Consider the following 22464-nt stretch of genomic DNA (forward strand, 5'->3'; position numbering starts at 1 on the left):
ATTACAGCAATGCAAACTGATTTTATCATAGAATTACTTCATCAAGTCAAAGAATTTGAAAATTCTGATCTGTGTAAACATAACTCGACTGTGGACGATTTTCGGGTGTGGATGAATGATAAAAAATATTCCGACGAAAGTCCGACCAAGCTTTTTAAGAATGAAAAACATCAGGTTTCATTTACCGAAAATGAAATTTGCAAACAGGTTCTCTTATTAGGACGATACTCTAAATTACTGATCAGAAAAGGGTTAGGAGATTTTCCTGAATTAGCGAATGAAGAATTTACTTATCTGTACCGCTTGAAAGACGAACCTTTTTTAACAAAAATTCAGTTGATCGAAAAAAACGGACACGAAAAACAAACCGGAACTCAAATCATCAAAAGACTTTTGGAAGCAGGATTTCTAGAAGAAAAAAATGACTTAGACGATAAGCGCAGCAAAAGACTCAATTTGACCAAAAAGGGTGATGAAACATTTCATCTATCGGTAGCAAAAGTCAACCAAACATCAAAACTTTTATCCGGAAAGCTTGACAAAGATGAGAAGAATGAACTTCTGAGGATTTTGAAAAAACTTAATGAATTTCATTCTCATATATATACCGATTATAAAAGCACAGATATTGAAACGATTGTAAAGGTTTTTGGATAAATTTAAAACTGTAACAATTCACTTGGTCAAATAAATCATTTTTTTTTTCTATTTATAATATGGTAACTATATATTTAAATGTACCAATTTAATTTTCAATAGGTTATTTATGAAAAGAAGATATTATGATATGATTTTATTTATCAGAAAATTATCATATATAGATAGACAGTTTTCTGATTTCATTTTTATAACCTAAATACCAGTTAATACCATCAAAACATTATCTATATCAGCTAATAAATGGTTTGAATAGAGTCCTGTCAAGTTCACAAACGTCCAAATGGCTCCAATTTATTCCAAATTGAGCCATTTTTTTTGCTTTATCTTCCAGATTAATCCAGATTAGCATTTTTTATCATCTTAGTAAATCTACTTTAATATTGTAAAAGATTTGTTTCTCTGAAACTGTTCGGGTAGTATTTTTGAACCAATTTTTTCACCTTCCAAAGATTTTACGTTATCGTGAATATTTACGCCTTCCGATCCTACGGCAAACACTGGACTTTCATTTTCGGCCGATAAATGCTGAACATGTACCAACGGTAAATTTTTATTTCTGAAATATTAAAGTATTTTACCCGCGTTTTTACTTGCTTCAATCGGGTTTACTAATTCTAAATCTCATTTTCAAAATAATCATTTTGAATATCTACAATAACTAATGCTGTCTTGCTCATAAAGTATTTTTTTTAAATCAATATTAGAATTCTCATGTCTATTTTAAAGTATCAAAACAGTCGTTTAAACTACCATTTTGATAACTTTTACATAAACAAAATTTATCTAATTATTTCTATAATTCATGAAAAGCAAGGTCAATTAAACAGAAAGAGTCAGTTTTTCTCCGTCTTCGGGTATGATTAATTTATGTTTTCCTATCTTCAAATCGGTAGCTTTCTTTTTCAGAATAGCTCTAGTTGTGAAGCAATGGTCCAAAGCATCCATGTGAACTGCTATTACTTTTGCTTTTCCACTTGCAGCTATTAATGCCATGGTCTGCATTTCATTCATAATGATTGGGATGTCTTCAAAACCTTTGATACGTGCGCCACCTGAATTAACAATAATATAATCTGGTTTGAATTTTTTAATGTCATTTTTAATATCATCATTCCATATTGTGTCTCCTACAATATAAATGGTTGGCTGGTTCTTTGCTTGCAAAACAAATCCAGATGTTTTCCCCATCATTTCCAATACTGTACCAGAACCATGTTTTCCCTCTACTCGATTGATTGTGATGCCATTCCATACTTTCTTATCCTCTACAACCGTTGCATTTGTAAAACCTTCTTTTTTAAAAAATTCCTTATCAGCAGGCTGTATTATTAGTTCTACAGATTTATTCAGGTTGCTGCTTGCTGGCTTATCAAAATGATCTTCGTGAGTGTGCGTTACAATCACCAAATCAACATTTTTCACTATATTTTCTATGGGCATTGTGAGCTCCACCGTAGGGTTTTTCTGAATTCCTGCCCAAGAATCAATAGTTCCTTTTGGTGATAACATGGGGTCGACCAATATTTTTTTTCCGGCATAATCAATCAACAAGGTTGCATTTCTAACCAATTGCACCGTAGGTTTTGTTTTTGAATTGACTTGCGCAAACAATAAAGCAGATGACAGGGTAAGCGCCATTGCGAAAATTACTTTTTTCATAATATTTCTTTTATTCTATTAATTATTTTATTTTTTTATGATGAATTTTTGATGAAATAAGAACAAATGCAAATTTCTGAATAACATCATATTTTTAACATATCTAAACTGCATTAATTACTACCATTCTGATAACTGGTTCTCATCCGCAACTTTCGCTATCTTAAATTTTCAATATTTAATGGAAATTTGGAAATAGGGAAAATTTACTTTTGGCCGATAGCTTTGATGTCATTTTGATAACTAGCGTTTTCATTGTACATTTGAATTAATTAAAGTTATCATGCAAACCATCAATTTTCACAAGACAGAATGTGGCGTAGATTTTTTCATCAATATTCTAAATCAGGACACCATCAATTATCTACAGACTGATGCCCACAATACCGACTATTTTGAGGTTGTTTTTTTTACGAAAGCAAAGGGTAAGGTGCAAATCAATGATCAAACAATTGATATACAAGATAATTCCATTGTTTTTATTTCAGCCTTTCAGAAAAGAGCCTGGAGAATTAAGGAACAAGCGCTTGAGTTCAAAACTTTAATATTCAGGGAAGACTTTCTGAATGAATTCTTTTCTGATAAATTTTTCACTCACAAAATGCTGTTCTTTTATCAGCTCAATCACGAGTTACGTCTCAATGTGAGTGATTCTGAAATGAAAAGGTTCAATGAATTTCTTGCAGAAATTAAAACTGAACTTGTGGACACAAAAAAGACAGCGTTCACATCATCAGATCGATCCTATACTACCTTTTACAAACCATAAACCGACGGTATGCATCTGCTAATCATTTGATGATTGAGAAGGATGATAAAAATTACGCAGTACAATATAAATCTCTTCTTGAGAAACACATCTGTCAGAAAAAAATATTGAAGATTACACCGTTTTATTAAATATCAGCAGGATCACCCTTAACAAAGCAATCAAGAAACAATATAATGTGACTGCTACAGAACTTCTAAAACAGCGCTTATTGGCTGAAATAAAAGATCGATTAGTTTACTCTAATAAAACAGTTTCAGAAATATCCTTTGATTTGAACTACGCTGAACCGGGGCATATGATGAGATTTTTTAAAATGCAGACAGGAATGACTACCTCCGCATATCTGGAAAGTCTAAGCACAATGTAAAGTTATTATAAATAGATTTATAATAACTATTGAAACTGCATATTTAGTCAATAGCGAAGAATCTGATAAAAGATGTAAATTTTCTCTTTGAGCAACAGGATTCCATTTAATTCATGCTGAAATTTGACTATAGAACATTTTAGCCTTACCTTTACACCTGTACAACACACATAATCAAGCACATACCAAAAGGTAAGAAATACGTTATATCAATGGATTTAAGCGAAATTAATATTTGCGACGAAAACTGTCCTGTCCGAAAATCTCTTTTAGCTCGAAATCTCTCGCACAATAATGCGATTTAAACTGGATGATGACTGAAGAATTTAAACCAAAAAGCGTTCGGTGTCAATATCCACGCTTGCTAAATCAATATCAACTCCAGTTTAGGAGTTCTATTATATTTCCGTCAGGATCCGAGATATAAATAAACTTAAACACACCCTTATTATCAAAATGATGTTCGCTTAGCTCTCCAATCTTCGATGCTCCATTCGATAATGCTAATGCTAAAAGTCCGGCAATATCCTCTACATGGAATGCAATATGTCCAAATCCTTTTTGATTAGCAATGTGTCTTTCAGCATTTATCATTTTGGAATACTGATAGATCTCGAGTGTTGGTCCATTATCGCCATAGCCGGGTAAACGTAATTGCATCCCTTGTATATCAGCATTTACAACACCGGTGCCTTTGTCAAGCCACTCTCCTTGATAGGTTCGTATAGGTGGAACTGGTATGCAATCAAATACGATTTCATAGAAATTTGCAAGTTTCTTCCAATCCTTCGTTATTATGTTGGTATGAGCGTACTTTATTTTTATCATATAAATTTGACTATATTGTTCGAAGCGTTATTAATGCTAACATTTTTTCAATTTATTATTTCCTGGTGTGATAAAATCTTTTGTTCTTTAAGCTATACAAAAGTATAATTTTGTTTTCGAATCTCTGCAATATGTATTTAAAACAGTTTGGAGTTTATTTTCGCAATAACAAAATTATATATCTTAACATGCATACCAGAAAAATTATACAGCTGATATTGCATCATTATATTGAATAACTGAAATATATATGCTGTTTATTCTACTTGTAATTATTTTATGAAGTTTTTATGATGTGCTGGCTGTTATATTAAGTAGATCTTATAAGCTGCAAATTAGCCAGTCTTGAAAAAAATTATATTGTAAACATTAGGTTTCATCAAAACGATCGTATCATGCCTTAAAAATTGAGATCATAAGTTTTAAAAAAGAGAAGAGAATGTTATTCACAAGATAGTTCTTTCAAAAATGTCAGCGGTAACTTAATGTCAACAATACTTTTACGCTAGCTGAACAGCGCAGTGTTTATTTAGCGAGTCTACATATATCTAAAATTATCACCTAACACAATATAAAAGGGGCTTTTGATTTATAAAAGGTTATTTACTATTTGCAAAATTGTTAAGATTTCACATTTCAAAAATTGAATGAGGTTTATTAAAGTGGCTTCGGCTATCATAATAGCCAATTTTAAAAATAACAAATCAAATATTGTCGAAATTTCAGCTGAAAGAAGTCGTTATTCGAATAATGGCTTAAAAAAATGGAAGTAATTCTAGAAATTACTTCCTTACACTATAAAATTTTAATTTACAGGTCTTACCTGTTTTATAGTACCTTCTATACATTTCCTAATACTAATATTAAAACCTGATAATAGCAGTGAATTTGTTCTCATAGTCATTGTGAAGGATTGTGCTCAATATAAATACTTTACTTAATTTCTAGAATTTTTCCTGAATATCAATACAAGAAAAGAAATCAGCATACCCGGAACGACAGCATAAATCGGGAGCCATACGAAAAGTAAGCCGCTGGTTGATGATTTTGAGGCAAGATTGTTAATATCAAAATACCACATGATTTGTGCTGTCAGTGGAATTAGCAGCAATATTAATATTGAAAGAATATAGCAGATAAAAGATAATTTATCTGAACGCTTTATTTTGTTAAAAACTGTCAGTTGAAAAACATAAAAAACAGCTATTGGAAGTAACTGATATAAGGCAAAATAGTTGAAACCCACAACTAAGAAAGCTACTAAGGAGCATGATAGGCACAGTATAAGTGCAGTAATATTCTTCATAATCATATTTAAAGATTTGTTTTTTTATAAGAGTTGATAGTTCCACCGAAGACTTTTCATGTAATACCAATTTGCCTATTCAAGATAGATACAAGTATCAAAATTTTATTTTTTTACGGAATCATAGAAACCTTTATAAAGTGAGTCTGAATTTAAACCTTACCATTATAAAGCTTTCCGATTTAATCTTTTTCTTAATAGATAAATCGTTAATCAAGATATTCGTAGCAAAAGCTGTGCGATTTCCTGCAATTAACGACCAACTTTCTTCATAAATACTCTAATTTTTTCTATTATTTCTTCTCCATCTTCTTCTAATGCAAAATGCCCGGTATCATAGATATTGTAGTCGATTTCCTTTACATCTTTTTTGAAAGCTGCTGCTCCGCTCTCAGGGAAAAACTCGTCATTTTTGCCCCAAACTATTAATAAAGGTGGTTGATTGTCTCTTAAATACTGCTGCCACTTCGGATAAAGTTTTAAGTTGTTTTGATAATCGTAAAAGAGATCCATATTCACTTTATGCGCATTTGGTCTTGAAAGTCTTAAATAATCCAGATGCCAGGTGTCGGGATTGATGTTTTCGATATTTCTTGTTCCGTGTGTATATTGCCACTTTAAGCCGTCCAGTGAAAAGGATGGCAGTATTGCTTTTTCGGTCTCAGGGTTTCGGTCTTTCCAAAGTGCTCTGATTCCAGCCCACGCATCACCCAAACCTTCTAAATATGCATTTCCATTTTGATTAATTATTGCAGTGACCCTTTCTGGATGAGCTGTCGCTATTCTGAAGCCAATTGGTGCTCCATAATCTTGTATCATTAATGCATAAGAGTCAATTTTTTTCTTTTCTAAAAAAGCATCAATTGTTTTTGCAATATTGTCAAAAGTGTATTCATATTCGCTTGATGGTGGAAAATCGCTGTTTCCAAATGAGGGATAGTCTGGTGCGATCAAGTGAAAATCATCAGATAACTGTGATAAGACTTTCCGGTATTGATGTGAAGATGAAGGAAAACCGTGTAACAATACTATTGTAGGGTTTTTGGGGTCTCCTGCTTCTCTATATGCAATATTAATTCCGTCAACATTGATGGTTTTAAATAATGTGGGGTGTTTGTGTGTCATACTTTTTGATTTAACGTTAGTATTATTAATTGTTTGGCTTTTACATCCAAATAATGTGAATAGGATGATGAATTGTAATAGGATTATTTTTTTCATATTCTGATTGTTTATAACCTTCTTTCTGTTTCTTTAATTTTTAAATCATTGATGCTTGCGAATCTTTTTTTCATTAATCCATTTTCATCAAATTCCCAATTTTCGTTTCCGTAAGCTCTATACCATTGACCATTTTTATCGCGATATTCGTACTCAAATCTTACAGCAATACGATTGTCGTTAAATGTCCAAAGCTGTTTTTTAAGTTTGTAATCCAATTCATTTTTCCATTTGTCAGCAAGAAAATTCTGTACTTCTTTTCTTCCTTTAATGAATTGATTTCTATTACGCCATTCTGTATCAAGCGTATATGCTTTTGAAATTCGAATAGGGTCTTTGCTGTTCCAGGCATCTTCTGCCTTTTGAATTTTTTGTATCGCTGTTTCTTCGTTAAAAGGTGGTAGCGGATGTAATTGTATCATAATTTACCGAACGTTTGTTAATATATTAATCCAAATTTTTTTACTCTGTTGAATATCGCTTTTCAATATTTTTTAAAGTATTTTTAAAAATACTGGTATCAGCTAACCCTTTTGTTACAATTAGACTGCCTTGCAATTCTATTAAGGTCTGCATAGCGTTTTGTTGAGACTCTGTGGAAGATAATTTTAAGGAAATACCCAATACATTAAAAGCGGTAATCCATTTATCCATACCAGATTTTATCTGTTGTTCAAATAACGATAATCCGCTATGCATTGAAAAAGCTCTTAAAACACACGTTTCTTTTCCGCTATCATATAGAATTTCAATATTTTTTAGAGCATCTCTTAATCTCAATTTTATTGATTTATTTTCGTCCAATAGAGGAAAGAAAATATGATCATCAACCCACTGATCTATATTGTTCAATACACATTCTGCCATCTCTTGTTTTCCATTTGGAAATCGATGATACAGACTTGCTTTTTTTAATCCGGTTACTTCCGCTAAATCATTTAAACTCGCTCCTTCATAGCCTTTATCTCTAAAAACCTTGGTAAGTCCGGCTATCATATCTGTATCTAAAATTTTCTGTGGTCTCATAGTGCAAATATATGCAAAAACTATTAATTACCTAACGTTCGTTAAAATACTTTTATTATTTTTGATATGACACGCTGTTTCTCTTGCTTATTGTAATTTTAAAATGCTGTATCTCAGCTGTTGAAATTATTTTATTAATATAAGACTCTTGAAAAACTTTTTAATGTCATCGGCTAATAATTTTGGTTGTTCCATTGCTGCAAAATGTCCTCCAAATGGCATTTCCGCCCAATGAGTTATATTAAAACTTTTCTCAATATAAGAACGCGGTGGAGTTGGCAGTTCTTTAGGAAATTTTGCAAATCCAACAGGAACTTTTATAAAGTCGTTTTCTCCAAATTCTAATGGACGCTTGCTGTTTTCACTGTACATCCGGATCGATGAATGAATACTTTGCGTAATCCAATATAAGGTTACGTTCGCAAGCAGTTCGTCTTTTGAAAAAACGTTATAAATATTACCATCATTATCGCTCCAGGCATTAAATTTTTCTATAATCCAGGCACACAAGCCAATCGGCGAATCATTTAATCCATAAGCCAAAGTTTGAGGTTTTGTGCTTTGAATATTGGAATATGCGCCTTCTTTGGATGACCATATCTGAACAAATTTTTGAAATTCCAGAACCTCAGAAGTTAATTCTTCCCCTTCTTTTAAATAAGGTTTGTAAGAACTTGAAATGTAATTCAGATGCATGCCAATTACGTTGTCAGGATACTTTAAAGATAGCCATGTGCTTATTCCTGAACCAATATCTCCGCCCTGTGCTCCGAACTGTTTGTAACCCAATTCCAGCATTAATTTCTGCCAAAGATCGGCAACAAACTCAGAATTGCATCCATCGACTTTGCTTGCGCTGGAATATCCAAAACCAATTATCGATGGAATGACCAGATCAAAGGAGAAATCTTTGTCATCTGTCAATAAAGGGATCAGCTTTATCATCTCAATAAATGATCCGGGCCAACCATGCGTAATAAGCAGTGGAATACAATTTTCACCTTTTCCCTTTACATGTATAAAATGAATTTCGTAACCATCAATATTTGCAATAAAATTTGGAAACGAATTTATTTCTGCCTCCACTTTTCTCCAGTCAAAACTGTTAAGCCAGTAATGGCATAACTCTTTTAAAAAAGATTGATTGGTTCCATAAATCCAATCAGAATCGGTTATCCCGTCTGTCAAACGTGCATTGCTGATTCTTGTCTTTAAATCGTCAAGAATGTCTTCGGAAATATATGCTGAAAATGGTTTTATCATTATAATTTTTAATCAAAATTTTTATTATTTTGTTCAAACGGCAGTGTGCACTAGTTTAAAATTCCATTACACTGTCAAGTCCTCTTCTTAATCCTTTGAAGGTTCCGACCTTTTCAATTGCCAAAAGTCCGCCTTTTACATAAGGTTCTGCACTTGATCCGGAATCGTGACGAATGGACAGCTTTTCATCTTTTAATCCGAAGATTGTTTCGATGGAAATTACATGACCCGGAAGCCTGACGGAATGCACCTGAACTTCATTAAATTTTGCGCCGCGACTTGCTTTTTCGCCAATCAGTTCTTCTTCGGTCACAAACTGATTTGGTTTTTGAACTTTTGAAAGTCGATAGGCCAATTCTCTTGCGGTTCCGCTTGGTGCATCTAGTTTGTCTTCGTGAGCATAATCTATAATCTCAAAGTTGGGGATATATTTTGCCGCCATTTCAGAAAACTTTTGAAGCAGCACGACCGTTATTGCAAAGTTTCCAACAGCCAAAACAGAGGTGTTGGTTTCCTCTGCTATTTTTTCTATTTCCGAATAATCTTCATCGGTAAGCCCCGAAGTGCCGATAACCACATTCTTACCTTTTTTCAGACAAGAAATAATGTTCTTCATGGCAATGGTTGGCTTTGTATAATCTACCAATACGTCAAAATCAATTTCTTTTAATGCTGTTTCGATATCACCAAAGATTGGAATGTTTGCTGAACCAAAATTAAGAACATCACCCAGATTTTCTCCTTTATGTTTTCTTGAAAGTGCGCCAACTAACGTCATACTAGGGTTGTTAAAAACGCCTTTGCTCAATTCAGAACCTGCCCAACCGGTGCCGCCTGCTATACATACTTTAATCATAATAGCTGTGTTTTGTTATTTTTATGTTTTTTAAATTTACTTAAATGATTCTTATGAACAATGCATAACAAAATTCCTGCAGTAATTAAAATGTGAAAATGTCAGTTGTCAAAAAATAAATAAAATATTCAAAAGAGGATAAATACAAAGTTAAATTACCAATGTAATTTTGCTGGTTTCTGTGCTATTGTTTGGCCTTATTTTATTTTATCTACTACATTTTCAATCATCCAGTCCTTAATTGTTGTCGTAGTATCATCTGTTCTCGGTTCAGCATCATACAGGCCATTACCAATTGCCGTCAGCATTTCAGTTAAAGAGAATGCAAATGCTTCCGATGTATGGTGTTGTCCCAACAGTGTTTTAATATAGTCTTCATTTGAAACCTGCTGAAAACGGATCGGTCTGCCTGTCAGTTCACTCAGTTGAACGGCAATGTCGTTATAGCTGATATCTTCCGGACCCTGAATCACATATCCTTCTACACCTGCCCAGGTTTTATCAATTAGAAGTTCTACCGCTTTTGATGCAATATCTTTTATTGCGACTTGTGGCATTTTGTAATTTCCATCAATCGGCAAAAAGAACATTCCCATTTTTTTTAGTGACGAAATTTGATACAAAATGCTTTCATAAAATACAGGACAGCGCAATGCTCGGACTGATGCACCTGACTGACTGATGATATCTTCACCTTTATGAAGTGCTGTTATAAGACCTGCCTGCAAATTGCTTTCCTTCCCACCGCTTGACAAATAAACAACTCTTCGTGTACCTGCATTTTTAATTGCGTTTGAAGCCACGTTGGCGAAGTTTTCATAATAGGCATTTACGTCTTCTTGTGTGTTGCTCTGAGGTACACAAAAATAGAGCGTTTCGCATCCTTGTAATGCTTCTGTAAATTCAGATTCATTCAGCAGAGATCCTGTGGCAACTTCTACTTTTTCTAATATGTCAGCCGATATTTTTTCAGGATTTCTGACAAAAATTCTCACCTGTTGTCCTCGCTCTACTAATTGTTGCAGAATCATTGAACCTGTGTTGCCTGTCGGCGTAGTTACCAAAATCATATTTGAACTTTTTTATTGTTTGTTAAAGTGCAAAGATGACCAGAGTATTTTTTGTAAACATTGTCCTATGTTCACATTTTTATAGCTTTGATTTTAATCTGCTTAATGTTTGAGGGGTGAGACCTAAATACGATGCAACCATTTTGTTTGATAGCCTTGTCAACCATTTTGATTGATTGGTCAAAACCCAACGAACTTTTTCTATGGCTTCTAAACTTTGAAAACAGTAAATACGTTCCTGGGATTTGAGATAAGCCAATTCTAAAATCTGTCTGTAAACGATAGCGAACTGTGGAACAATTTCAACCAAATGAAAGTAATCTTCACGGTTGATGACCAGCAACTCCGAAGGTTCAATAGTCTGCATAAATTCATACGATGGTTTTTGATTGATAAGACTTGGTAACGCGGTTCCAAAAGCATCCTCAAAATGAAAATATCTCGTTCCTTCTTCTCCGTCCTTATTAATGTTAAAAAGTCGTATGCAACCTTTATTTATAAAATAGAAATGTTTACAAATCTCCCCTTCTTTCAACAGAAATTCATTACGTTTGATCTTTTTAATTTTGAAGTATGATGAGATATAAGAAAGTGTCTTATCGTCAATTTCAGTTCTTGTTTTAAAATATTCTTCTAATTGTGAGTGCACTTAAAAAAAATTTAGGGTTCCAATAAAATGTCGCATAGCGTCCAAATTTACGCATTGCCTCAGTCTAATTTTAAATAACTTTCATAAAGTTATTTCAGCCAATAATTTTAAATTTAATTTACAATCAAGATGATCGGCTGTTAGTATATGTCTACAACTTTTTTTTGCTTAACGAACGTTTGTTTCATTAAACTAATTAGTTTCCGTTTACCTAGATTACTCAAAGATAGTAAATGTGATAAATACAAATTGAACCATATCAATTCTGGACATCGCGAACTTCAAAAAGCAAATTCCAGCCAGGCACTGACATCGGAGCCCACTATCATAATTTCTATCGTATTAACCCTTAATAACAAATAATTGATGTTGGCGGCGGCAACTACATATTTCATCCGAGACATAAAAACGCAGTTTGTAGCCTCTTAATGAGCTTGCGGCAAAATCGTGGCAAAGCGGTTATACAACAGTCGAAAAACACCGTTAGAATATGTTAACAACAAAATAAGCTCTTTTTCCTTCCTATCTACGGATTCACTAGCGAAATCACCACCACAAATGAACTCAAAAATAAGCTATGGCAGAATTAAAAAGTATAACGAAAGAACTGCTTAAAAATAATTGATTTCATTAATCCAATGGATGTTGTGACAATCGTTGGCAGAATCATGGCAGTAATCATAATGCAATCGTAATTAATCTATAGTCCCTACCTTCTTCTTTTCTGGGACAAAAGGCAAACAAACACAATTGCTGACTAAACCAAAATTACTTCTTTTAAATAATTAAATGTACATTGAAACAACTCTACTCTAAAAGAAAATTATCTTATAAAAATAAACTTTGTAATTCTTGTTTAATCTGGCTCATTAGAACCAAATCATCTATAAAAGTGTTTGAAGATACGCTCGTCTTGGTCACACACAGCCAAATGGCGCCACTTAAAGACAAGTGGCGCCATTTTTATATTAAATTAAGGTATTAATATATTACAGGATTAAAACAAAGAATTATACTTCATAAATATTACTTAGTAAATTAAAGTAAAAACTCATTTTGTTATAGCTGGTACACTCAAGTATATAGTTATTAAACTGGTAACAATATACTTTAATGTACCAGTTTAAATTTTTTAGTTTATGGAATATATTGAATAAGTCTGCATGGCTAAGATATAGTTTGCCTTTAGAAGGAAAAAATTTATTGAAAGAAAAAATCGATAAATATTTATAGTTGGTACACTAAAGTATATAATCCTCTTAATTCCACTATACAGAAAAGCTATCTGAGGTTTAGTCATATGAGGTAATATTCCGATAAAGTAAATTTGAGCCCTTAATTTTTAGGAAATAATAGAAATGTTTAATGATTATATAACCTTAGTATCTCTACCAATTCAGGTATGGATCGGATTTTCAGCTTCTCAAACAGTCTGTTTTTATAAGTGCTAACCGTAGATGAGTGGAGATTCAATTGATTGGAAAGTTCTTTGAGGGGAATACCTTCTGCAAGCTTATTAGCAATTTGTAATTCGCGGTCTGAGAGAGATTCAAGAGTTGTTTTTTTGGTTGGACCATTTAATGATTCTGAAAAAATAGCTTCCTTTACGTCGTCACTAATATATCGACCAGTGGCGAGTATCGCATTCAAAGCGGTCTCAATTACAGCAGTTGAACTTTGCTTACTTAGGTATCCACCAGCTCCCATCTTTAGATAACGCACTGCGTACAAATCCTCATCTTGAGAAGAAAATATGAGAATTTTTAGTTGGGGTTTGTGAATCTTGATGTAATCTATTGCTTCCTGAATAGAACCATTGGGCATATTGACGTCCATGATTGCCAAGTCAAGTTCTTCTTTCAAAACTGCTTTATACAGCGATTTAAAATCTTCTACTTCAGAAATTATGGCATCGGGTCTTAGCTTTTTAATAGTTTGTATTAAACCCATTCTGACGATCCCATGATCATCTGCTACAATAATTCGCTCGTTATTTTTTTTATTGTTCATTCTTTAAATTTTTGGTAAAAAGATAGAAACTGTAGTACCTTTATTTTCAGAGGAAATGATTTTTATGTTTCCTTTCAGTAATGATACAAAATTTTTAACAATTTTTAAACTTAACCCTACCCCTATTTCACCCGCAGTACCATTGAATACTGGATTGTCATAATTAAATATTGCGGATAAATACTTTTCACCAATTCCTGTACCGAAGTCGACCACAGAAATTATATCCTCGCTATTTTCTGTAAAGTACTGGAGGTAAATATCTTGTCCAGGCAAAGAATATTTAACTGCATTATTAAGAATTTTGTCTAAAACATATTCTAGCAACAATTGATCGGTTGTAAGAAATGCATTGGGATCTCCTTTAAAATAAAATTTAATGTTTTTTTCTTTTAATTTAACAGCGTAATTTTCTTCTAAATGGTGAAAAAGATCCATCACCATGATTTTCACAGGTTTAATATTAAATTCCCCGTATTGTGTTTTTAACCAGGCGGTACTGTCCTGAGCGGTTTGCAGATTCTTCTGGGCATCTCTTTTTACCTGCGGCAACAACTTAAAAAAATCTTCCTCACTTATGGTCTTTTGTTCCAGCGCTTCTATAAGAAACACAAAATTTCCGAAAATTTCTTTTGAATCATGAGACAATATCGAGATTAATCCGTTCTTAAAATTGATTTCTTGTTCAAGTCTTTCTATTTTTAATTGCAGTTCGTTGATTTGGTCATTCATAAAATTACTATCAATGTGCAAAGGTATCTAATTATTTCCCCTTCATTTCTATTCCTGACCATTTTTTAATCATATCAGAGAGAGTTTTTTTTAATAAAGGTTTGGTTAAAAAGTCAGACATTCCGGCTTGAAAACATTTCTCTTTTTCTCCGGGAAGACTCCCTGCGGTTAACGCAATAATAGGGATTTCAATATTGCTTTCCATTGCTCTTATCTTTCGAGTGGCTTCAATGCCATTGAGATGCGGCATTTGAATGTCCATTAAAATAAGATCAGGACTTTCTATTTGATATTTTTCTACTGCTTCAGCTCCATCTTTTGCATCGATGATCAAAGCTTGAGGAAGAATGTCCTTTAAATAAGTTTTGGTAAGAAGCAGGTTGATCGCATTATCTTCAGCAATTAAGATTTTTATATCATGTTTACTACCTTCCGTTGTGACATTTTTTATTTTATCTAATTTTTTATTTTCAGAATTCTTTAAGGTAGACAAAACCTGATACATCTGTTTCATTCGAATCGGTTTTACAAGCCTATTTTCTATTTCCAATTCGTCACATGCATCCTGTAAATTACTATCATCGGATGAACTGTACAAAACAATGTAAGGTGCTGCATGATCAGTTTCCGGAAAAATATTTCTCATTTTTCTAATGGTTTCAATTCCATCCATAATCGGCATATGATAATCCATAATAATCACATCGAATTCTGGCCTGTCCATTATTAAAAGTAAAGCTTTCAGCCCACTATCGCATTCCTCAACTTCGATATTTTTTCTTTCCAACATTCTTTTCAGGATTTTCCGATTGTTTTCATAATCGTCCACAATCAAAACTTTCTTAATATCGGTTAAGCTTAAATCATATTCCTCTTCCTGAGTATTAAATTGAATATCAAAGAAAAAATCACTACCCTTTCCTTGTTCACTTTCTAATTTTATGGTACTTCCGGCAAGTGCTAAGATTTGGTTCGAAATCCTTAGTCCTAGACCAGTGCCTCCATATCTTTTAGTAATACCGCCATCTTCCTGGGAAAACGCATTAAAAATTTCTGCCTGTTTATCCTTATCAATTCCGATACCTGTATCGCGAACCCCAAATCGGATGAATTTTTTTCCTTCTCCTAAGTCATTTAAAACTTTAACATATAATACAATTTCGCCTTCTTCGGTAAATTTTAAAGCATTGCTCAAAAGATTGACCAAAACCCGTTTTAAGCGCATCTCATCAGTCCAGATATATCTAGGAATGGTATCATCAATATCGATAAGCATTTCTAAGCGCTTTTTATTATTACCGTACGAAACAATATTGAAGGCTTCTGAAACCAGTTCTTCGACCTCTACTTTATCAAGGTTTAACTGAAGTTTTTGTTTCTCTAATTTTGAAAAATCCAAAATATCGTTGATTATACTATATAGGGACACACCGGATTGGTTGATAATATCCAGATACTGCCTCTGCGTTTCGTCAAGGTTTGTTTCCAGAAGGAGCTCTGTAAAGCCGATAATACCATTTAATGGAGTTCTTATCTCATGACTCATATTGGCTACGAACTCCGATTTCAAAACATAAGCTTTTTCTGCTAATTCTTTTGCCGCTAAGATTTCATTCTCCATCTTTATTCTTTCGGTAATATCCACTGCATTAGCCAAATACCATTTTGAAGCTTGGTTCAGTATCTTATTGACAATCTCTTCCTCTGCTTTATCTAAATTTTTCTCTTTCTTGTCAAATAAATTTAAATGAGCGATAAGATTGTCCTCAAGACCAGGGATAAGATAACTTCTATGAAATTTAAATTCCGAGTTTTTAAACTCATAAATCGAAGTCTGATCATCCAAAAGAAAGTGAGGATTCTGAGGATAAATCTGATTGAGGGAAGCATCACTGGAAGCGATGATATAAACTTGGTCTTCCGAGCTAATACTCATGGTACAAAGTTCCATGTTGGTCATCTTAGCAGCTGCAAACACTAAGAAATCAAAAACATCAGCATATTTTTTTTCGAATGCCTCTAATTTATCAATATCTCGCTGATCCGACGATTGATTATTGCTATCAAAGTAATCCATAGGAAGAGTTTTTTTAGAAAGTATTGTTAAATTGCCGTAAAGCTATAATAAACATTGATAGAGTAAGTTGTATTTTCCTTTCCTACCAAACTTTGTGCACCCGCAGGTGGTATGGTGTATCTTACGTCCAGTTCCCTATCCAAAACAGGTGTTCCGTTAAAGAGTATTTTTTGGGGAGTTTTGGATAAAGGAGCATTTACAGAACTTCCATCAACGCCAATTTGTAAGATGTTGGAATTGATGTTCGTCTGTACACCTCCTTTTTTGAAATAATTTTCGTCTGATTTTACATACAGTTCAAAACTCTCATTATTGGACAATATAATTTGGTTTGGAATTATTTGTGACTGACCATTGGTGTAATGGGCAGCTGTATTAAAATTGAAATTCACATTTCGCCCTGAGCTGGGGATGGTGATCTCCGACCTAGGAAGCACCTTTAACTGAACAGCAGTATTTTGAAGACTGTTAATTGAATTATCTGTACTTCTGGCATTGAGGTTCAATTCAAATGTATAAGTTCCGGCTTCAAAAAAATTGTTCTTAAAATCATCTGCAGATACGTAAAGCTCTGGGAGGAAGCTGTTTCTGTTTCCTGCTACAACATTTAAATTACCCGCTGAAAAATTCTGAAAACTGGCTGATAGAGCTTTAGTCGTGAGAGCAGATCCATTGCTGCCCAATTTAATGCTGGCTATATTTCTGGTTCCCGGAACACCTTTAGAAGAAGTGAATTGAACAGTATTGGAAGCAGCTTTCGCCCAAAAATTAAAATCGACCGTATGAGCAATTTCCGTATTTCCTAAATCCCATACCCGCGTGTTTGTACTGCGATAGTCATTCAAAGAAGATATTTCTATATATTTTGTTAAAGAGGTTGTGACCCATCGTATAGATGGAGAAATGACTAAAATTGTTTTAAAATTACGTGGTGTGAAGTCGTTGTAATTTTGCGTGATATCCATGGAGTAATTCCCTGCTCTGAAGGCATTTGCAGTAAATTGTGATGCAGGAATTTTAAATGTAAAATTGATATTTCCCCGGTTGAATCCTCCCCCAAGACTGGTCGATGGCGGTTCAAACCATTTTACAGCACTTGTACTGAAAAATTGAAAACCTGGTAAGGAACCCGTAAGTCCTACAGATGGCAACTGACCTCCCATACTTTCTAACTGCCAAAGAAGAACAGAACTAGGTAAAGTAAATGATGAAGAAGTATGAGTAAAAGTTGGTCCGGACGTAGAGGTAAATGTTGGAGCTACTGGCGATAATCCAAAAAAGGCATAATCCCAGTTTGTTCTATTGGCATTTGTCATTAACCTTGTAGGTACTGAGGTAAATTCAACCCTGTTAAAAATATTATTTTCAGGGATAGACAGGTACACGTCCTGAGCTTTCGTGACTGATGATCCGCAGCACACAGTAAAAATTCCTATTAAAAAAAAACTCATCGTTTTCATATCTCTAAATTTAAAACTTTTTCACCTTAATGGTTGTGTCTTTCTTCTTATATTCAAAAATAACGGTTGCTGAGTAACCTTCTTTTGTCACCTGAATAGTTTGGTTTGGTTGTGTATAGCTGTATTTGTCATTTTCAATATAAAGGTTGTATTTTCCATCTTTCAGGAAAAACTCAAACTCGTTTTTTTGGTTAACCACGGCGGTATAGATCATACCATCTTCACCTTTTGCATACACTACTATTCCGGTTACATCCGTTTCCAAAACATCGTAGACTTGTTTGATCTCGGTTAATTTCCCACTTACCCTGATGTTTTTTACCAGACCCACCTTGCGGTTGATATTTTTATTGACCATAATTACAGGATCCATCATCAATCGTGCGCCCGCACTTTCGTTTACCTTCAGTGTATAAATACCTTCAGGCACATTCTGAAAAACTACTTTTCCGTTTTTATCTGTCAGTGCAACAAAATTGTCCAGTTTCACTATTTCATTTGCAAGAACAGATTCACCCGCTTCCAGAAGTCCATTGAAATTTTTATCTTCAAATAACTGAAACGTCACTTTATGATTTCCAAGAGCCGTTGCTGTAGTAAAATATTTTTTAATTCCCACTCTGAACTGGTAATAACTGCCACTGCTTGCATATTCAGCCGTAGATTTATATCCTGAAAGATTAAAATAACCTGTGCTAGACCAGGAAGGCGAAATCTTATACTCCAGATTACCACTTACATTGGTATTTAAGTTTTTGTAAAGTTCTGAATAGAAAGTTCCGGCTGAAAAAGATCCAATCAGATTATTACCAAGCATCTGGAAATTATACGAGGCATATACATTGTAGTTGGCGAAATCACGGTCTACATCGTAATAAGAATTTAAATCAAAGACAGTGATTGCGTTCCATTGGGCTGTTCCGTTGAGGGAGAAGGATTTATATCTGTAAGACAATGTTGTTTTCAGACTGTTGAACCAATCGGCTTTATTTTTATCTTTTGAATAAGAATATTCCGCAGTCCAATTCAATCCGTGAGCACCCAATGTTGTGCTTACGTTGGCCTCCATACGGTAAGAAAAAAGTTCCTGCGATGTGTAAAAATTGGCTGTTTTTTGCCTTTCCACTTTTGGAGACAATAGGAAATTCCATTTCTTTGAAGAAAACTGGTAACCTACTCCCAAAGCTTCTGTACTGTTGAAATAATAACGCAAATTATTGGTATTTCCAGGTTGGATAGGCGAACTCTGGAAGCTCAGGAACTCTGGATCTACCTGCGAATTCTGATATTGTATAAAAGCTCGCTGAGAAGCAGAAAATTGACGCCCGATCCTCTGATTTGAGAAAAAAGATCCCCGTTTGATCCCTGCATAACTTTTGGTGGCAAAAGAATTAAGAGATTGTATATCCCATTTGCCCATTTTCCCGTCGTAATTGGCTCCCATTGTAGCTCCTACGTTTTCATCTTTGTTCGAAAGACCTTTTTCGTGGCTCAAACCTGCCTCAGTGCGGATTGTGTGTTTATCGTTAATTAAAAATGATGATACTGCATTCGTAACCTGCGTATCTACGTTAAAGCGCGGATCATGGTCAAATAGATAGGACACTTTTCCGTTGAATGATTTAGAATTACCAAAACCATATTTTGCACCTACCATGCTAGATCCTTCTGTTTGTTGGAAATAAGTACCAGAAAGGTTGTAATTATTTTCCAACGCAAGAATTTCAATCTGATTATTATCACCTAATTTGGTAGAAACTTTACCACCTCTCCCGAAAACCGGGTAATCGTAATCGTTACTATTAACATTTCCTACCCGTAATACCGTATTTTTTCTCTCAAGTTCTAGCCAAGTATCATACAGGTTATAAAGGCCATCTTCATGATAATAATCTGCACCTATATTGAAACGTGATTTCAAATTTTCAGTCACTCGAAACGCTGTATTTCCTCTCAATTGAAGAAAATTGAAACCCGAACTGTTTTCGTTATAGCTAATTTCCGCAAAATTACTTCCGCTCACCGCTTCGTTTCCTCGGGCAATTTGTCTGTTATTCGATAAAATAACTAAGTGTAGCGTGTTGCTTCCCACGATTTCATTATTAAGCAGGTCTGTGGCAGTTGCATTAATATTAAATTCCGGAAAAAGTGTATTCTGTCTTCTGACCACAATTTTGATTTCAACCGTTTGTTTTTCTAAACCTTCCAGAGATACCGTTTGTTGTTTTGGCATCATTTCCAAACCATCAGGAACGGATTGCAAATCAATCTTAACGGTTCTTTTACTATAGCCTTGGTTTTCTACAGTCAGCAGAATTGAGGAGTCAGGCGCAGTAGGATTAATGAAATTTTCGTATGCTGCCGTATAGATCGCAATGTTTTTGTTCTCGTCTTTTTCAACAAAGAACGAGGCATTATCAGTTTTAGTGACCGTTGGTGTTGTATACGAAAACTGGAATTGGATCTCATTGGATCTCATTTTCATAAAATCCACGTTGGCGATCAGTTTCACAGGAAGATTTTTAGACTGACCCGCACCTAAGGTAAAGCCATTTTTGGGATAGAAAAGTAAACCCGGATAATTTTCCGAAGGCATGATATTCTGAATGGTAATTTCTTCAGAACCTTTATTTTCAATAACCAGGAAATTAGTAAAAGTAGAGCCCTTTTCAACAGCTACACTTTCATTTTCAAAACGGATTTCGATATCCTTCTTTTCCTGCGCAAAGGCTAGCGAAAAGTGCAGAAGAACAAATGCAAAAATAAGATTGTTCTTCTTAGGATTGATATCGATATACTTTTTTGTGGTTTCAAGACTTAATTTTAAAATTTAAAGTTTTTTTCGCCTACGCGTAAATCATTGGACCCTGCCATTTTGATAATAGCCACGCCAAGAAAGTTCCCTGAAATGTTCTCCGGTAAAGAGAATTGAACAACCTGATTGGTATTGGGAAGCATGGAGATGGAAATTGCGGGTAATTTTATTTCCTTACCACTGTCTGTATCGGTGAGTTCAAACTCAACGGTGGCATCATTGATGGTATTTCCATCGTTATGGATGCTTACTGCAACTTTTCTGTTTGCTGCATTCTCATTACTCACCTCTGATATATTGGTAATATCCAAACTTTTTGTCTGGTTTCCAGACGGTGTATAAAAGATGTGAAGTCCAACCTCAAATAATGTAATAATACCAATCCCGTTCTGAATACGAGCCTGATCTGCCTGCTGAGGAAGTTGGGTAAAAAACAACATACTGTTTGTAACAGCAGACTTTGATGCGTTTGCCGGAATCTGCATGGTTACTACAATCTCCTTTGTACTTTTCGCTGGAACTGTTACAGAGTTTTCTAAGGTGGACACCCAAGAGGCATTGGAAGTTTTTGAACTGCCTGCATCAAGATAAACCTTATTTCCGTCTTCTTCTCTAACCCAATCTTTATAGTTGAGATTAAAAACATAATCCTTATCCGAGCTGTTTTGAAGCGTGACTGTCTGTGTCACTTTTTCTCCCGGATTACCGGTGAAAAACAAGCGTGTAGGCGACATAGAGATACTTTGTGCCAGAAGCGAAGAAGACCCTGTGAGGATAAAGAAAATGAAAAGGTAAATAAACTTGCGCATGGTGTAAATTGTTTAAAAATAAAAGATTCCCAAAACTACTGAAAACGTAACTAAAGGAACCTTTACAAACTAAAAAAATTTATTATAAAGCAGTTGCGGTATAAGTTACTGTTTGTGTATAAGTTCCAGCTGGCTTGCCTAAAATTTTATTAGAAGATGATTGCGCTGCAGGGATTGTATAGTCCAAATTCAACGTTAATGCACTTCCAAGTGGAGCATTTGCAACTAAAGTTTGGTCAGTTGCAGATAAAACTACAGCGCTTTTTGTTCCGCCCATTGTTCCAGCAGCCGCAGCAGCTTTGATTGTTAAAACATCTACAGGGATTAAGTTGGTTCCATTCATGAAATTAGCACCCCCTGCTTTTACTTTAACGTTAAAGTTCTTCGTTGAAGTAACTTTCAAAGAGTTGGCTTTAGTAATGGTTTGATCAGAGTTGTAGTCTGCTGCAGTAGCATAGTTAAAGTCAACCGTATTACCAATTGCAGTACTTCCCGCATCAATAGATATCACATCGTTCAGGGTAATGTTTACGGTCGTTGTTGCGGTTGTATTTTGAGCCTGAACATTGTTAGTGCCTAATACGATTGCTCCAATAGTTAAGGCTGCGATTGCGAATTGTTTTGTCATGATAGTAATATTTAATTTTTTATTTTTATTTAATTGTTCTCTTTTGAACACTACAAATCTACGGCGGCGATAAAAGTTTCTTTGTAGTTGAAAATGGAAGTTCATGTAGTAAAATAACTACACGGTTGATTCATTTGGTTTAAATAGAAAAGCCCTCAACACTAGAAAGTGTTGAGGGCGTATATATAATTGCTGTGTTTTTATTATAAAGCTGTTGCAGTCTACGTAACTGTTTGCGTATAATTTTTCTTTAGGT

Annotated in this window: 20 protein-coding genes; 3 read left to right on the plus strand and 17 right to left on the minus strand. The window is 34.2% G+C overall.

The genetic code is table 11. The annotated features are described in order from the left end of the window. Nucleotides 1–9 precede the first annotated feature (9 nt). Nucleotides 10–657, plus strand: coding sequence for a MarR family winged helix-turn-helix transcriptional regulator (locus EAG08_RS03740; RefSeq protein ID WP_129534284.1), 648 nt, complete (start codon nt 10–12; stop codon nt 655–657). Nucleotides 658–1029: 372 nt separating this feature from the next. Here EAG08_RS03740 and EAG08_RS21260 read toward each other — a convergent pair whose 3' ends face one another. Further along, a complete protein-coding gene (locus tag EAG08_RS21260) occupies nt 1030–1200 on the minus strand; it encodes a hypothetical protein (protein ID WP_164998517.1) in 171 nt (56 codons plus the stop codon). 279 nt (nt 1201–1479) lie between these two features. Then, nucleotides 1480–2319, minus strand: a complete 840-nt coding sequence (locus EAG08_RS03745) for an MBL fold metallo-hydrolase (protein ID WP_129534285.1) — start codon at nt 2317–2319, stop codon at nt 1480–1482. Nucleotides 2320–2602: 283 nt separating this feature from the next. Here EAG08_RS03745 and EAG08_RS21800 point away from each other — a divergent pair, with 283 nt between their 5' ends. After that, nucleotides 2603–3088 carry a hypothetical protein gene (locus tag EAG08_RS21800; RefSeq protein ID WP_228446752.1) on the plus strand — a complete coding sequence of 162 codons (486 nt, stop codon included), beginning with the start codon at nt 2603–2605 and terminating at the stop codon, nt 3086–3088. Between the two features lie 178 nt (nt 3089–3266). Continuing rightward, nucleotides 3267–3458, plus strand: a complete 192-nt coding sequence (locus EAG08_RS23080; protein ID WP_410493305.1) for a helix-turn-helix domain-containing protein — start codon at nt 3267–3269, stop codon at nt 3456–3458. 375 nt (nt 3459–3833) lie between these two features. On the opposite strand, the gene EAG08_RS03755 is transcribed toward EAG08_RS23080, so the two are convergent. From EAG08_RS03755 to EAG08_RS03825, 15 genes are all read right to left on the minus strand, one after another. Continuing rightward, a complete protein-coding gene (locus EAG08_RS03755; RefSeq protein ID WP_129534286.1) occupies nt 3834–4286 on the minus strand; it encodes a VOC family protein in 453 nt (150 codons plus the stop codon). Nucleotides 4287–5844: 1558 nt separating this feature from the next. Beyond that, the gene (locus EAG08_RS03760; RefSeq protein ID WP_228446753.1) at nt 5845–6717 is read right to left on the minus strand and encodes an alpha/beta fold hydrolase; all 873 of its coding nucleotides are present in this window, start codon (nt 6715–6717) and stop codon (nt 5845–5847) included. Between the two features lie 107 nt (nt 6718–6824). Then, nucleotides 6825–7235 (minus strand): nuclear transport factor 2 family protein, encoded by a 411-nt coding sequence (locus tag EAG08_RS03765; RefSeq protein ID WP_129534288.1) that lies wholly within the window; start codon nt 7233–7235, stop codon nt 6825–6827. 40 nt (nt 7236–7275) lie between these two features. Further along, a complete protein-coding gene (locus tag EAG08_RS03770; RefSeq protein ID WP_129534289.1) occupies nt 7276–7839 on the minus strand; it encodes a TetR/AcrR family transcriptional regulator in 564 nt (187 codons plus the stop codon). Between the two features lie 126 nt (nt 7840–7965). Beyond that, complete coding sequence (locus tag EAG08_RS03775) at nt 7966–9102, minus strand: epoxide hydrolase family protein (RefSeq protein ID WP_228446754.1); 1137 nt, start codon at nt 9100–9102, stop codon at nt 7966–7968. Between the two features lie 55 nt (nt 9103–9157). Next, nucleotides 9158–9958: a 4-hydroxy-tetrahydrodipicolinate reductase gene (gene dapB / locus EAG08_RS03780; RefSeq protein WP_129534291.1), complete on the minus strand. Its 801-nt coding sequence runs from the start codon at nt 9956–9958 to the stop codon at nt 9158–9160. A gap of 197 nt (nt 9959–10155) precedes the next feature. Beyond that, entirely contained in the window at nt 10156–11028 is an 873-nt protein-coding gene (locus EAG08_RS03785; protein WP_129534292.1) for an NAD(P)H-binding protein, read from the minus strand. 79 nt (nt 11029–11107) lie between these two features. Continuing rightward, nucleotides 11108–11677: a Crp/Fnr family transcriptional regulator gene (locus EAG08_RS03790; RefSeq protein ID WP_129534293.1), complete on the minus strand. Its 570-nt coding sequence runs from the start codon at nt 11675–11677 to the stop codon at nt 11108–11110. A gap of 1362 nt (nt 11678–13039) precedes the next feature. Continuing rightward, complete coding sequence (locus tag EAG08_RS03795) at nt 13040–13687, minus strand: response regulator transcription factor (protein ID WP_129534294.1); 648 nt, start codon at nt 13685–13687, stop codon at nt 13040–13042. Between the two features lie 3 nt (nt 13688–13690). Next, entirely contained in the window at nt 13691–14419 is a 729-nt protein-coding gene (locus tag EAG08_RS03800; protein WP_129534295.1) for a sensor histidine kinase, read from the minus strand. A 31-nt stretch (nt 14420–14450) separates the two neighbouring features. Continuing rightward, on the minus strand, nt 14451–16496 hold the full coding sequence (locus EAG08_RS03805; RefSeq protein WP_129534296.1) for a response regulator: 2046 nt from the start codon (nt 16494–16496) through the stop codon (nt 14451–14453). 26 nt (nt 16497–16522) lie between these two features. Further along, nucleotides 16523–17947: a hypothetical protein gene (locus EAG08_RS03810; protein WP_228446755.1), complete on the minus strand. Its 1425-nt coding sequence runs from the start codon at nt 17945–17947 to the stop codon at nt 16523–16525. A 19-nt stretch (nt 17948–17966) separates the two neighbouring features. Further along, nucleotides 17967–20552 (minus strand): hypothetical protein, encoded by a 2586-nt coding sequence (locus EAG08_RS03815; RefSeq protein ID WP_228446756.1) that lies wholly within the window; start codon nt 20550–20552, stop codon nt 17967–17969. 227 nt (nt 20553–20779) lie between these two features. After that, nucleotides 20780–21580 carry an Fn3-like domain-containing protein gene (locus tag EAG08_RS03820; RefSeq protein WP_228446757.1) on the minus strand — a complete coding sequence of 267 codons (801 nt, stop codon included), beginning with the start codon at nt 21578–21580 and terminating at the stop codon, nt 20780–20782. An 82-nt stretch (nt 21581–21662) separates the two neighbouring features. Then, nucleotides 21663–22208 carry a peptidoglycan-binding protein LysM gene (locus EAG08_RS03825; RefSeq protein WP_129534299.1) on the minus strand — a complete coding sequence of 182 codons (546 nt, stop codon included), beginning with the start codon at nt 22206–22208 and terminating at the stop codon, nt 21663–21665. Nucleotides 22209–22464: the final 256 nt, after the last annotated feature.

The sequence above is a fragment of the Chryseobacterium sp. 3008163 genome (assembly GCF_003669035.1).
Taxonomy (GTDB): domain Bacteria; phylum Bacteroidota; class Bacteroidia; order Flavobacteriales; family Weeksellaceae; genus Chryseobacterium.